The organism is Streptomyces sp. ALI-76-A (assembly GCF_030287445.1).
GTDB lineage: Bacteria > Actinomycetota > Actinomycetes > Streptomycetales > Streptomycetaceae > Streptomyces.
The window spans coordinates 903,682-917,602 of the sequence record NZ_JASVWB010000004.1; the positions used below are offsets into that span (position 1 = coordinate 903,682).

10 protein-coding genes are annotated in these 13,921 nt (G+C 72.9%); 3 read left to right on the forward strand and 7 right to left on the reverse strand.

Annotated features, from left to right (window positions below; genetic code table 11):
* Positions 1 to 3: 3 nt before the first annotated feature.
* Genes QQS16_RS40095 through QQS16_RS40105 form a run of 3 tightly spaced genes read left to right on the forward strand, consistent with a single transcriptional unit; the run spans position 4 to position 4,645 of the window.
* Complete coding sequence (locus QQS16_RS40095; RefSeq protein ID WP_286067566.1) at positions 4 to 1,155, forward strand: nitroreductase family protein; 1,152 nt, start codon at positions 4 to 6, stop codon at positions 1,153 to 1,155.
* Positions 1,152 to 2,891, forward strand: a complete 1,740-nt coding sequence (locus QQS16_RS40100; RefSeq protein WP_286067567.1) for an ABC transporter ATP-binding protein/permease — start codon at positions 1,152 to 1,154, stop codon at positions 2,889 to 2,891. The genes QQS16_RS40095 and QQS16_RS40100 overlap by 4 nt, the downstream gene beginning before the upstream one ends.
* Entirely contained in the window at positions 2,888 to 4,645 is a 1,758-nt protein-coding gene (locus QQS16_RS40105) for an ABC transporter ATP-binding protein (RefSeq protein WP_286067568.1), read from the forward strand. The genes QQS16_RS40100 and QQS16_RS40105 overlap by 4 nt, the downstream gene beginning before the upstream one ends.
* A gap of 781 nt (positions 4,646 to 5,426) precedes the next feature.
* On the opposite strand, the gene QQS16_RS40110 is transcribed toward QQS16_RS40105, so the two are convergent.
* From QQS16_RS40110 to QQS16_RS40140, 7 genes are all read right to left on the reverse strand, one after another.
* Complete coding sequence (locus tag QQS16_RS40110) at positions 5,427 to 6,194, reverse strand: class I SAM-dependent methyltransferase (protein ID WP_286067569.1); 768 nt, start codon at positions 6,192 to 6,194, stop codon at positions 5,427 to 5,429.
* Between the two features lie 149 nt (positions 6,195 to 6,343).
* Positions 6,344 to 7,576, reverse strand: a complete 1,233-nt coding sequence (locus QQS16_RS40115) for an aminotransferase class V-fold PLP-dependent enzyme (RefSeq protein WP_286067570.1) — start codon at positions 7,574 to 7,576, stop codon at positions 6,344 to 6,346.
* Between the two features lie 5 nt (positions 7,577 to 7,581).
* A complete protein-coding gene (locus QQS16_RS40120; protein ID WP_286067571.1) occupies positions 7,582 to 8,901 on the reverse strand; it encodes a pyridoxal-phosphate dependent enzyme in 1,320 nt (439 codons plus the stop codon).
* A complete protein-coding gene (locus QQS16_RS40125; RefSeq protein WP_286067572.1) occupies positions 8,898 to 10,376 on the reverse strand; it encodes an alanine racemase in 1,479 nt (492 codons plus the stop codon). The genes QQS16_RS40120 and QQS16_RS40125 overlap by 4 nt, the downstream gene beginning before the upstream one ends.
* 253 nt (positions 10,377 to 10,629) lie before the next feature.
* Complete coding sequence (locus tag QQS16_RS40130) at positions 10,630 to 11,217, reverse strand: GNAT family N-acetyltransferase (protein WP_502963971.1); 588 nt, start codon at positions 11,215 to 11,217, stop codon at positions 10,630 to 10,632.
* The gene (locus tag QQS16_RS40135) at positions 11,214 to 11,498 is read right to left on the reverse strand and encodes a transcriptional repressor (RefSeq protein WP_286067573.1); all 285 of its coding nucleotides are present in this window, start codon (positions 11,496 to 11,498) and stop codon (positions 11,214 to 11,216) included. Before QQS16_RS40135 ends, QQS16_RS40130 begins: the two co-directional genes overlap by 4 nt.
* Positions 11,499 to 11,665: 167 nt before the next feature.
* The gene (locus tag QQS16_RS40140; RefSeq protein WP_286067574.1) at positions 11,666 to 13,921 is read right to left on the reverse strand and encodes a heavy metal translocating P-type ATPase; all 2,256 of its coding nucleotides are present in this window, start codon (positions 13,919 to 13,921) and stop codon (positions 11,666 to 11,668) included.

The window sequence follows — 13,921 nt, forward strand, 5'->3', positions numbered from 1 at the left end:
GCCGTGGAAGACCTCCGCGAGGACCGCCCGGTGGACCTCGTCGCCGCCCTCGCCCGCGCCCGCTCCTCGGAGCGCCCCGGCGCCGACACGCCCGCTGGAACAGCCGTCCGGACCTGGCCGGGGCCGCCGCTCCCGATCCCGGAAGCAGGCCCTGCGGACCTCGACCTGCGGACCCTGCTGCTGCTCTCCCTGGCGGCCTCGGACGACTCGGGGCGCCTGCGGCCCGCGTCCTCCGCCGGTGCCCTGCACCCGGTGGACGCCGAACTGGTCGTGGGCGCCGGCTGCTCCCTGCCGCCCGGCCGCTACGGCTACGACCCGCTGCGCCACCGCGTCCACCCGATCGGCCGGCCGGCCGACGGCACACCGCCAGGAGTGACCGCCGAACTCTCCGTCACCGCGCGGCGCACGGTCTCGCACTACGGCCACCGCGCCTGGCCGCTGCTGCTGCTGGACACCGGGCACGCCGCCGCGGCCTTGTTCCTCGCGGCCCGCGCCCTGCGCGTGGACGAGCCCGCGACACGGCTGGACGGACTCACCGGGAACCCCCTGGCCGCCGTGCACATCCCGCCGCCCGACGGACGCAGCCCGACGCGTCGGGCCGGTGGCACCCGTGTCCCCGAGGCGGCCGGAGGCCCGCCCACGCCCGCGGAGCTGCTGGCGCGCCGCAGTACCGCGCCGCCGTTGCCGGGTGCCCCGTCCGACGACGCGTTGCGAGCGGTCCTTTCCGTCGCGGTACGGGCGGGCGGCAGCGAGCTGCGCTGGTGCGCCGCGGTCGGCCCTCCCCGGCCCGGCCTGGTCGAACTGACCCCCGAGGGCACGGCCCTGCGGCGGTACGCGGCGGGGGAGGCCCGTCCGGCGCTCGCGGCCTGGGCCGCCGGCCAGGCGTGGGTCGCGGACGCGGGTGCCGTCCTGCTCGCCCACGGCTGCCCTGGGGACGCCGACGCCGCGCACATCCGCCTGGCCCATCTGCGGGCCGGCTTCGCCGTCCACCTCGCCCACGTCACCGCCCGGCGCCACGGATTGGCCGCCCGGCCCGTCGGTTCCTGGCAGCAGGCGGACCTCGGCGCCGCTCTCGGAGCCGCGCCGGACCGGGACTGGGTCGTCCACGCACTGGCCCTCGGCACCTGCCACGCCGACGAGGAGAACACCACGTGATCATCCATTCCGAGCTGCGCCGCGCCGCCCGGCCCGCACGGCGCCCCCTGCTCACCGCCACCCTCCTGCAGGGCGCCGTCACCCTCACCCACCTGGCGCAGGCCGTACTGCTGGCCAACGCGCTCGCGGCTCTCGCCCGCGGTGACACCGGCGCGCTCCCGTGGCTGCTCGCCGCGGTGGTCGCGGTCGTCGCCGCCCGTGCCGGACTCGGCACCTGGCAGCGCCGCACTGCCACTCGCGCCGGGGCCGAGGTGCGGGTCGCCCTGCGGGATGAACTCCTCGCCCGGCTGGGCCGACTCGGGTCGGCGCACCTGACCACCGCGAGGGCCGGAGCCGTCCGCACCACCCTCGTCGACGGGGTGGAGGGCGTCGACGCCTACGTCTCCCGCTATCTGCCCCAGCTCCTGATCACCCTCACCGTGCCGCCCCTGGTGCTGGCCGCCCTGGCCGCGGTCGAACCCCGGGCCCTCCTCGGTCTGGTCCCGGCCCTGCTGCTGGCATTGGCCGGGCCGCGCGCCTGGGACCGGCTCCTGGCAGCCCGCGGCAAGGAACACTGGGATACCTACGAAGGACTGGGCGCCGACTACCTGGAGGCCCTCCAGGGCATGCCCGCCCTGCGCGCCGCGGGCGCGGTCGGCCGCACCCGCGCACGCCTGGAGGAACGGTCCGCGGCGCTGCACCGGGCGACCGTCGCCAAACTGCGGGTGTCCCTGGTCGACACCGGTCTCACCGACCTCGCCATCCAGGGCGGCACCGCCGCCGCCGCACTCCTGGCATGCTGGTCGGCCGCCACCGGATCCACCACGGCGACCGGCACCTACCTGGTGCTGCTGCTGGCCTCCGAGTGCTTCCGCCCGGTCCGCGACCTCGCCCGCGAGTGGCACGCCGGATACCTGGGCGCCTCGGCCGCGGACGGCCTCGCGGCCCTGCGGACCGCCGAGCCGACCGTGCCCGACACCGGATCGGCACCCGCGCACTGGCCGGCGCCGCCCGAACTGCGCTTCGACAACGTCCACTTCACCTACGACGGCGCACCGGCGCCCGCTCTGGACGGCGTCTCCTTCACCGCGCCGGCGGGACGGACGACCGCGATCGTCGGCCCCTCCGGCGCGGGCAAATCCACACTGGTGGCCCTGCTCCTGCGCCACTACGACCCGCAGGAAGGCCGGGTCACGCTCGACGGGCGCCCCAGCACCGAGTACGCGCTCGACTCGCTGCGGCAGGGCATCGCCGTCGTCTCGCAGGAGACATACCTGTTCCACGCCACCATCGCCGACAACCTGCGCCTGGCCCGGCCGGACGCCACGGACCACGATCTGATCCGGGTGGCGCGCGTCGCCGGCGTCCACGACGAGATCACCGCCCTCCCCGACGGGTACGCCACCGTCCTCGGCGAACGCGGCGCCACCCTCTCGGGCGGCCAGCGCCAGCGGCTCGCCCTCGCACGGGCCCTGCTGGCGGAGACCCCGGTCCTCGTCCTCGACGAGGCCACCAGCGCGGTCGACGAACGCCGTGAGGCGGACATCGTCCGCGAACTGCTGAACGCCGCCGGAGGGCGCACCGTGCTGGTGGTCGCCCACCGGCTGGCCGCCGTCCGGCACGCCGACCGCATCGTCGTCCTCGACGAAGGGCGGGTGGACGCCGTCGGTGAACACGCCGACCTGGCCGAGGCCGGCGGCGTCTACACGCGGCTCGTCGAAGCCGGCCGCACCCACCGAGGAGAACTCGCCGCATGAGTACCGCCACCAGCACCGCACCCACCGACGCGGCCGTACCCGCCAGAGGCGCACTGCGCGCCCTCCTGCCCGCCCTCGCCGCCCACCGCGGCATGACGGCCCGCACCTGCGCCGCCGCGCTCCTCGAACAGGGCTCTCTCGTCGTGCTGCTGACCCTGGCCGCGCACACCGTGGGCAGCGCCGTCATCGACGGGCGCGCGCCCTCGTCCGGCACCGTCACCGCGCTCGCCGCCCTCGTCCTCGTACGCGCCCTGATGACCTGGCGCGAGATGGACCTCTCGCACGACCTGGCCTACCGGGTCCTCGCCGTACTGCGCGTACGCGTCTTCGACGGGCTCGCCCGCAGCGCCCCCGCCCGGGTCGCCGGCCGGCGCAGCGGCGACCTCGCCGCCACCGCCATGGCCGACGTGGAGGCGCTGGAGTTCTTCTACGCCCACACCACCGCCCAGCTCCTGGCGTCGGGCACCGTCCTCACCGGTGGTTCGGTGGTCCTCGCCACCATCGAGCCGTGGCTGCTGACGGCCGTGCTGCCGGTCGCGGCCCTGCTTGCCGCGGCTCCGTTCGCCGACGCACGCGCCCGTGCGGCGCGCGGCGGCCGCACCCGGGCGGCCATGACGGGGCTGTCGGCCGACACGGTGGAGGCTGTCGACGGGTTGCGCGAACTGCTCGCCTTCGGCGCTCTCGCGGATCGTCGCCGCACGCTCGCCGATCGGGGACGGCAGGTCGGTGCCGCCCAGCGCGCCGAGGCCACTTGGGAGGCAGTGGCCGCCGCGGTCCGCGACCTCCTCATCGTGACCGCGGTCCTCGGCGTGGTCGCCGCGGCGGCGCAGTCCGTGACGTCGGGGCGGCCGCACGGCGCGTGGGCACCGGCGGCGATGGCTCTGGCCCTGTCCGTCCTCGGCCCGGTCGCGGAGTCGGCCCGCGCGCTGAGCCAGGCCGTGGCACTGCGCGCCGCCGCCGCCCGCGTCGGCGCGGCCGTCACGGCTCCCGCACTCGCCCCGCCGCCCGCCGTGCCCCGCGACTTGCCCTCCGGACCTCTGGGTGTCCGGCTGCACCGGGTGCGCTTCGACTACGGCGGCGATCCCGTGCTGGACGGCGTCGATCTGACCGTTCGTCCGGGACAGACCCTCGCGCTGGTCGGTGCCTCCGGCGCCGGCAAGTCGACCTGTGCTCACCTGCTGGCCCGGTTCTGGGACCCCTCGGCGGGAGTGGTCCAGCTGGTGCCCGCCCAGGGCGAACCCGTGGACGTTCGGGAGGTGAGCGACCCGCAACTGCGGCGTGCGGTCGTACTCGTGGGACAGGAGACGCCCCTCTTCCACGGCACGCTGGCCGAGAACCTGCGGCTCGCCGCACCCGAGGCGGACGACGGCCTGCTTGTGACGACGGCGCGGCTGTGCGGCGTCGACCGGATTGCGCCGCTGGACACTCTCGTGGGTGAGCGCGGTGCGACGCTCTCGGGAGGCCAGCGGGCCCGTGTGGCCCTCGCGCGCGCACTACTGGTCCGCCCGAGAGTCCTCATCCTCGACGAGTCCACGGCTCACCTGGACAACACCGGCGACGCCCAACTCGCCGCCGCGCTCCGCGAGGAGGGCCGTACCACGATCGTCATCGCACACCGCCCGGCCACCATCCGCCGTGCCGACCGCATCGCGGTCCTGGAGCAGGGCCGTATCGCGGAGGAGGGAAGCTGGGAGGAACTCACGAGCCGTCCCGGCAGTGCCCTCAACCACATCCTCACCACCACCCCTTCCTGACACGGGACTTCGCCCAGGGACCCGGACTGGTGGCGACTGCTGCACACTCTCCTGACCCACCCACCAGCCGACCGCGACGCACCCACGCACCAGGTGGCGGCCCGCACAAGGCGCCGCCAAGCCGTCACCCATCGCCGCCCGCTGTCGAGAACGCAGCACAGGGCACGAGTCGCTGCCGGAGCAGTGAGCGCGCCGGACGTCACCGGTCCGGTCCGGCCGCTTCACGCCGGCCGCCAGATCCGGGACAGGGCCGCCTGGGTGAGCACCTGCTCCGGCGAGCCCTGCCCGACCAGCCAGGATGCCGATCGGCGACTCGCGGTCCCGGGCTCCTGCCTGGAGGACCGCTCGCACGCCGGTGCCCAGCAAGGAGCCGGTGACAGAGCGTCCGCCTGCCTTCGCCGGCTCTGCTCGCGAAGTCGCCGAGGCGGGCGAAGTCCCCGGACACCCCTGTCGGTGACCGTATGCCGTGCTGAAGAACGGCCGCATCGCGGAGGAGGGCGCCGGGGCCGACGTGGGGCGGCCTGTCCCGACGATGCGCTCCACCGGGTGCCGGCCCTCACGTCCTGCTGGCGCGAACCCGGGGTCGGCGGTCACGCGTGCGGCCCGCGCCTCGGCGGTCGCGTACCACGCGTCTGTGCGTGGACACGAAGGGTGATGCTTCACGAGTGTCTCGACAGGGGCCGAGCCGGGCCAGACCTCGCGCTGTCGGATGCGCCGGGGAGGGGTACACCGATTTCCGGCGCTGCGGCACAGCGCCGGGGACGTCCTGTTGGGCAGTGGGTCAGTCCCTGAGTGCGACGAGGACGTGGCTGTCGCCGAACTGCCAGACCGGGGTGATGCGGCGGAAGCCCGCCCGCCCCAGGAGTTCGACGTGGCGGGCGAGCGTCAGGTCGTTGTCGTTCCGGTAGTGGGCGAGCGCCGCCTGCCGCTCCTCGCGTAGGTCGAACAGCTCGGCCAGTTCCGGATCCCCGGCGGCCGCGCTCCACCAGGCCTCCCAGTTCTCGTGGTCGTGCGCGCGTGACCGCTCGGCTTGTCGGCGTCCCACGTGGGCGGTGAGCTCCGCGCAACGCCGGTCGGCGGGGGCGAAGTGGTCACCGTTGACGAGGGCGCCCCCCGGCCGCAGCAGGCGCTCCAACTGCCGGTAGGTCCGCAGCAGGGTCTGTTCCGAGAGGTAGTGGAGGGCCGTTGTCGAGACGACCGCGTCCAGCGGGCGGTCCAGGCCGAGAGTGCCGGTCCACCCGCTGTTCCCGATCACGGCGTCCACATAGCGGGCGGCATCCGCGTGATGAGCGCGGCCGAGCTCCAGGAGCACCGGGTCCATGTCCACGGCGACGATCTCCGCGTCCGGAATCCTCCCGGTGAGCCGGGAGGCCAGCGATCCCGGGCCGCAGCCGAGGTCGAGGACCAACGGCCGGTCCTGATGGGCGACGACGTGTTCGACGACGTCGCCGATCACCTCGAACCGTTCCTCGCGGGCGGTGGCGTAGTGCTGCTGCTGTAGCTCCCAGCGCTCCACCCACAGCCTGGCCGTCCCCATGCTTACGCCCATGCCTCGCGTCGCCTCTTCCGTCTCTCCAAAACCGGGTAGGCGCAGAACCTACTCCTTATTGGAAACGGTTTCCAAATCGTGGTGCTTGTGGAGGGCCACCGGCACGACAGAGAAGCGGACGGTCCTTGACGCGGCGCTGTGGACACGCATCACTGGAGTTCGGCTAGAACGGACAGCAACCGGTCGATCTCCTCCGGAGTGTTGTACACGTGCAGGCTCACACGTACAGAGTCGGTCTTCTCGCCCGCGCCGCCCTGGCAGTGGCTGTCGGACCGGACCATGAAACCGTGGCTGAAGAGGATGAACCCGAGGTCGCCCGAGTCGATGGACCGGTGGCGGAAGGTGACGATGCCCTGGCGGCGCTGGACGGTGGAGTCGGCGGCCAGACTCAGGGGACAGCCGAGAACCTCGTAGGCGTCCAGGTGACGCAGCCCTTCGGTGAGCCGGGTCGCCAGGGCGACCGTCCAGCGTTCGATGCGGTCGACGCCGGTGGCATCCAGCCAGTCCAGGGCGGCCGCCAGGGAGGCGATGCCGGCGGTGTTCGGGGTGCCGCTCCAGCCGCCGGGAGCGAAGGCAGGCCCGCGCGCCTGGCGGGCCCAGACCGCGCCGGTGCCGGGCAGGGCCAGGGCCTTGTGCCCGGAGAAGACGACGAAGTCGACGTCCAGGTCGGTCACGGACACCGTCTGGTGGCCGACGCTCTGCGCGGCGTCGAGGCAGATGACCGCGTCCGGGCCGACCGCCCGGCGGAGGCGGTGCACGTTCATGTCGCCGCCGTAGACGTGGTGGACATGAGTGGCGGCGACGAACCGGGTCCGGGGACCGGCCAGTTCGGCGAGCGCCATGTGGTCGTAGTCCCCGGACCCCCGCTGGTAGGGCATGGGCCGGACGTGAATGTGCAGACCCTGGCGGGCGAGCGACCGCTGGACTTCCAGCCAGGGGAGGATGTTGGCCTGGTGGTCGGCGACCGGTACGACGATCTCGTCGCCGTCGGACAGGAAGGCGGCCAGCCAGTCGCACGCGATGGTGCGCAGGCCCTCGGTCGTGCCGCTGGTGAAGTGGACGGCGGAACGCTCCGGGCGCGGGTCGTCCAGGAACTCCTTGATCCGGTCGCGGGTGTGCTCGACCAGGTCGGTGGTCCGGTTGGCCCAGGTGTACGTGCCGCGCCCGGCGTTGGCGTTGGTGGTGGTGAGGTACGTCCGCACCGCGTCCAGGACGGCCAGCGGCTTCTGTGCCGTTGCCGCGCTGTCCAGGTAGACCGGCTCCGGGGAGGCAGGCTCCGGCCGTCCGGCGAAGATCGGGAACTGCGCGCGTACCCCGCGCTGCCAGGAGCGCAGGTCCTCCAGGTCGGTGGGGCCGTGATCGCGGGTCGTGGGGGAGGTCATCGCGGTCAGTCCCGTACCAGGGGCGCGCCGGCGTCGCGCCACGCGATGATGCCGCCGGCCAGGCTGCGGACGTCAGGGTGCCCCATCCGGGTCAGCAGCGCCGCGTACCGGGCGGACTGCTCGCCCACCGGACACGCCAGCAGCACCGGCTGCCGCCTGCTGAACGGCAGGCCGCCCTGGACGAGTTCCGCGAACAGCTCGTCGACGATGTTGACCGAGCCGTCGATGTGCAGCGCGGCGTACGCGTAGGGGCTGCGCAGGTCGACGAGGAGCGGACGGTCGGTGGCGATCCACGCCTGGGCGTCGCCGACACCGATGGCCGGGGCCGTGCGTATCTCCGCGTCGGACAGGTCGGCCGGCGAGTTCTTCCGGGGCGGCCGGCCCAGCAGGTCGGGCCGCCGCTTCCGCACATAGCTGAGGTAGCTCTCCACGCGGTCGCAGACGATGAACACCGCGACCTGGCGCTCGGCCGACTCCGCGTCCAGCTGCCGCAGATGACGCACGGCGCCGAAGTAGGCGGCCCCACCGGTCGGTCCGGCCAGGATGCCGCACCGGCGGTTCAGGGCGAGCATCCCCTCGATCGCGTCGTCGGCGCTCACCGACTCCATCGTGTCGTACGTGTCGGGGTCGAACAGGCCGACTTCCTGGACCTCGTCGATGGTGCGGATGCCGGGGATGAAGTCGGACTTGGCCGCGACCAGGCCGAGGACCCGCACGTCCGGATCGGTCTCCCGCAGGAAGCGGGCCACACCGGTGGAGGAGCCCGCGGTGCCCACGCAGGCGACGAACCAGTCCGGAGCCCGGCCGTCCAGGTCCTTGACGATCTCCGGTCCGGTGCCGGTGAGATGGGCCTCCGTGTTGCGCGGGTTGAAGTACTGGTCGGTGTGCAGGTAGGCGCTGCCGGAGGCGGACAGGTTCCGGTGGAAGAGGGTCAGTGGGTCGTCGGTCGCGGTCGGGTCCAGACACTCGCTCTGGCCCGGCAGTTCCTCGATCTGGGCGCCGAGCAGCAGCAGGAGGTCCTTGATCTCCGGAACCCGCATCCGGTTGGTGACGCTCTTGAAGCCGAGCCCGTGCATGCCCGCGATGACCGCCAGCGCCTTCGCCGTGTTGCCGCTGGACAACTCGACGACCTGGCTGCCGTGTTCGACCGCCTCAGTCAGGTGCGGACGCGCCATGTTCCAGGCGGCCCGGTCCTTGACCGAGCCGAAGGGGTTGAGCAGTTCGAGCTTGGCGTACAGGTCGATGTTCCGCAGTCCGTGCACGTCCGGGTCGATGCGCACCAGCGGGGTGTTGCCTATGGCCTCGGTGATGCTGTCGTACCTCAATGGGGTTCTCCCGGGGGCGTGATCGGCCAGTACTGGTCGTCCAGGCACCAGCGCCAGGTGTCGCCGTCCTGCCAGACGGCGGCCTTGTGGGCGACGGGCTGGAGCTGGGCGCGGGTGGCGTGGAAGTCCATGGCGTAGCCGGCGGTGTTCGCGAAGGCCATCAGGTCGCCCGGCGCGGGACGGCGTGGCAGGAAGACCGTACGCCGGGTGATCATGTCCGTCTCCAGGCACAGGCTGCCGAACAGGTGGACGCCGACGGGCTCCCCGCCGGTCTTCGTACGCGGCCCGGTGCCGTTCCCGGGGATCACGACGGGGTCCATGAGCACGCCGTGCTCCTCCAGGGCGACGTCGTCCGCCTTCAGCGCCAGCCGTACGAGCAGCTCGGCACCGGTGTCCGGGGAGCGCACCTCCAGCACCTTGGCCACCGTGATGCCGCACTGGTCGAGCAGAGCTCGGCCGGGCTCCGTGTACAGGTCGTGGAGGTGCTCCAGTAGCAGTGCTGCCAGGGGGCGGCCGCCCAGGGAGGCGGCGGGCTGCGACAGCAGCTCGTCGAGGTACCGCGCCCCGGCGACCGGCCGGTGGGCCGGGTAGAGCCCGAGGCTGCCGCGCACCGTACCGGACTCGGCGCGCAGTCCGTAGCCGTGCCCGCCCCGGGCCAGGGATGGGCGTCTGCCCAGCACCGCGGCGGTGAGTTCGGTGGTGTACCGCTCCCACTGCTCCCCGTGGGCAAGGTAGTTGACGCCGAATCCGCCGCCGATGTCCACGGCCCGGGGGCGCAGGCCCCGGCTTCGGCACACCTCCAGGGCTTCCAGACAGCCTTCCAGGGCCGTCGCCTTCTCCGCGACGCTGGTCGTGTCCAGGTGATAGGCGACGCCGGCCAGGTCGACCGCGCCGGCATGCCGTTCGACCGCCTTCAGCAGGAGGTTCAACTCCCCTACGGGCGTGCCGAAGCGGCTCGGCCGGCTCAGCACTTTGACGCCGGAGGTCTCGAATCCCGACAGGCGCAGCAGGACACGTACGGGGGAGAGCTTGTGTGCGCGCACCAGCGCGGCGAGCTGGTCGAGTTCGGACGCGCTGTCGACGCTCACGGTGACGCCCGTGCGAGCGGCGAGCCACAGGAATTCGGGGTTCTTGGGGCCGGTGGCCGTGATCCGGTCGGGTGTGAAGCCGGCGCCGAGTGCGTGTTGCAGCTCACCGAGGGACGCGACGTCCACCCCGGCGTCCGTGGCGGCGAGCCGGCGCAGCAGGGCGCTGGAGCGGTTGGCCTTGTGGGCGTAGAAGATCTGGCCCGAGAGGTGGTGCTCGCGGTACACGGACCGGAACCGTTCCAGGTTCTCGGCTATCTGATCCGGCACCACGAGGTTGAGCGGCGAGCCGAGCGCGTCGGTGAGCATGTGCAGCAACTCGGCCGACTCCAGCAGCGAACGGAGCCGCGGCCCGAGCCGGGGTTCCAGATACAAGGGCTCTCCGCCCACACGCGATACCCCTCCCACTGAGGCCGCCGCGCCCTGATCCGGGGCACGTCCGACACTTCCCGCGGTTTTGCCGTTTACCACCTTTCCATTCCTCGGTCTGTTTACGCCCTGTGGTGCGTGGGCCTTACTTTCGCTCTGCGAGCGACGAGGGTCGGGAGAAGACTCGGTGGCTCCAAGAGGCGCACGGACGTCGGCAGTTACCCAGAGTCAGGGGCAGGTCGCTGCTCGGGCAGGGGGCGTCGAACCGGACGGTTCAGAGGCTGAGGCACATCAGGATGTCGTCACGGTCGTCGCCGGGGGCCACGCGCAGCGCGCCTGGCCATCGGCCCACCTCGGTCCAGCCCAGGCTCCGGTAGAAGTGCTCGAGCCCGAGTCCTTCTCGCGCACTGAGTTGCAGCTGCTCCAGTTTCATGTCCTCTGCGGCGATCTCTCGGACGCGGGCCATGAGGGCGGTGCCGATTCCTCGTCGGCGGAAGTGCGGGTGGGTCTGGACGTGGTTGACCACCCCGCAGTGTGCGATCAGGGGATGAGGGTCCCGGCGGATGACCAGCCAGCCGGCGAGTGTCCCGTCGACGGTCGCGACGAGCAGTCGGCTGCGCTCCGGATCGAGGCCGTCGGTGAGGCGTTCCGCCGCCGGGCCGACGTCCCGCACGCTGACGGGAGGCAGCGGAATCCCGGGCGCGATCACCGCCCCGCCCGCGTTGATGACGGCCGCCCAGCAGTCGGCCAGTTGTCTCCTCAGGTCCGGTGTGACCTCGTGCGGCCGGGTGATGTGCAGGAATTCGGGACAGTCGGGCACCGTCATGGGGATCAGGGGTCCGTATCCTTCCAGGTCGTTCATCCGCACCGCGCGACGCGGGTGTCCGGCACCGCGGTGCGGTGCGGGGGAGTGGGCCGCTGGGCGACGTCGAGCGCGCCCGCGGCTTCCAGGCCGCGCGGTGCCCGGTACACCGTGGTCAGCCCGATCGGCGTGCCGTTCTCGGTCATAGGCGCGTACAGCTGTTGCGCGGCGATGAAGTAGGGGAAGTGGGCCAGGGCGGCCGCGCCGGCTGACCGCTGTCGTGTCGTCCACACCAGGTCTTCACCACCGGAGCCGCGGAGTGGACTGGAAATGGAAGTCATGATTGCAGTCATGTCGACGACAGTCCATGGGGCGACTGAGGGGTGAGGGACAGCCGGTCTCGACGCCCGCACCCCGAAGCAGCCCGCCCAGCCCGCGAACCGGCACGTGACCGCTCTTGTCTCGGCCTTCTGGCAGGTCGTCGAGGGGAGGCCGGCCGCGGCGCGGGTCAGCGTACTCGTCGTTCTTCCAGCGGTGCGGCGCGCAGTCGTGCGGGGGTGCCGCTCGGCAGGTGCGGGGTGTGACCCACGAGCCGGGCGGAGTTAGCGACCACGGCGATGCTGCTGGTGTTGTGGAGCAGGGCGGCCAGGACGGGGTTGATGGAGCCGCCGGCGCTCGCGATGAGGCCGGCGAGGTTGACGCCGATGGCGAGTGTGTAGTTCTGGCGTACGACGCGCAGGGTGTGGCGGCTGAGTTCCACGACGGCGGCGACCTGGCGCAGGTCGTTCCCGGCCAGGGCGATGTCGGCGGTCTCCAGGGCGACGTGGGAGGAGTGCGCGCCCATGACGATGCCGACGTCGGCCAGGGCAAGTGCGGGGGCGTCGTTGGTGCCGTCGCCGACCATGGCCACGCTGTGCCCTTCTGTCTGGAGGTCGCGGATCAGCTGGAGTTTGGCCTCGGGCAGCGCGTGGGCGTGCACCTCGGTGATGCCGAGGGTGTCGGCGACGGCCTGGGCGGTCTCCGGCGCGTCGCCGGTCAGCAGCACGATGCGGGTCACCCCTAGGTCGGTCAGCTGGCGGACGACGGTGTCGGCTCCGCCGCGTACGGCGTCGGACAGGCCGAGCATGCCGATCAGCTTCTCGTCGTGGGCGAGGCAGATGACGGTCTCGCCGCCGGCGCGCAGCCGACTCGTCCAGTCCTGGGCGACCGGGGAGAGTTCCACGCCGTGGCGCCGCAGCAGGGCGGGGCTGCCCACCAGCAGGCGGGTGCCGTCGAGTTCGGCGCGCACCCCCATGCCGAGGACGACCTCGCAGGCTTGGTGGATCGGGATGTGCAGGTGCTGTTCCTCGGTTCGCCGGACGATGGCTTCGGCGAGCGGATGGCGTGCGTGCAGCTCGCCGGAGGCCGCCAGGCTCAGCACCTCGTCGGCGGAAACCTCCTCGTCGAGCGTCACCACGCTGGTGACCAGGGGACGGCCGAGTGTGAGGGTGCCGGTCTTGTCGAAGACCACGGCGGTGACGCGGCCGACGCCTTCCAGGTGGGTGCCGCCCTTGATGAGGGTGCCCCTACGGGCGCCGTTGCCGATGGCCGCACTGATCGCGGTCGGGGTGGCGAGGCCCGCGGCGCAGGGGCACGCGATCAGCAGCATGGTCATCGCCCGTCGGGCGTCACGGGTCAGCACGTACGTGAACCCGGCAAGGGCGAAGGAGACGGGCACGAAGCGGCGGGTGAAGGCGGCGGCGACGGTCTGGATCGGGGCCCGGTCGGCCTGCGCCTCCTCGACCCGGGTGATGATGCGCCCGACGACCGTCTCCTGTCCGACCGAGGTGGCCCGTACGGTCAGGGAACCGGTGGAGACGAGGGTGCCCGCGTACACCTCGCTGCCGGGCTGCACGTACACCGGGAGCGCCTCGCCGGTGATCGCCGCCTGGTCCACCAGCGCCTCGCCGGATTCGGTGGTGCCGTCGACGGGGATGCGGTGGTGCTCGTAGATCGCGACCACGTCCCCGGTCCTGACCTCCGTGAGGTCGACCTCCACCTCCACGCCGTCGCGGACCAGCCAGACCCGCTCCTCGCCGATGGACAGCAGTTCCTCGATGGCGCGCCGGGTCCGTCGCAGGGTGACGGCCTGCAGGAACTCACCGATGTTGAGCAGCCACAGGACCATCAGCGCCACCACGTTCTCGCGCAGCACGAGTGAGATCACGGTCGCCGTCGTCACCAGCAGATCGGTGCCCGCGTGGCGTTGGCCGCCGAGGGTGCGTGCGGCGCCTCTGAAGAACGGCAGCCCGGTGAAGACGGTGACCGCACCGAGGAAACCCGCGGAGCCCCCGGGAGTCCACGGGGGTCGGCCGAGCAGTCGCCGCAGCCCCACCAGGGCGAGTACCGCGCCGCCGACCACCAGTCGCGCGACTTCCCCCGTGGAGGAATCGGGCACGGACCGGCTGGCCCGGGCGGGAACTCCCGGCGGAGGCGCCTCGGTGAGAGCCGCGACGAGCCGGTCGAGGTCGACCAGGCCGGGTTTGACCCAGACGATCACGGCTCCCGTGCGCGGAAAGACGCGCAGCGCCCGGAAGCCCGGCAGATCGGTGAACCGCTCGTCGACGAGGCCGGCGCAGCCGGGCCGGGCCCGCAGCCAGGACACCGTCAGACGCACCCGGCCCCCGGCGACGGATCGCACCATCACCCCGGAGCCGGAGCCGGAGCCGGAGCCGGAGCCGGAGCCGGTCGCCGGGCCGTCGTCGGGTGCGGGCGTGCCGGACAT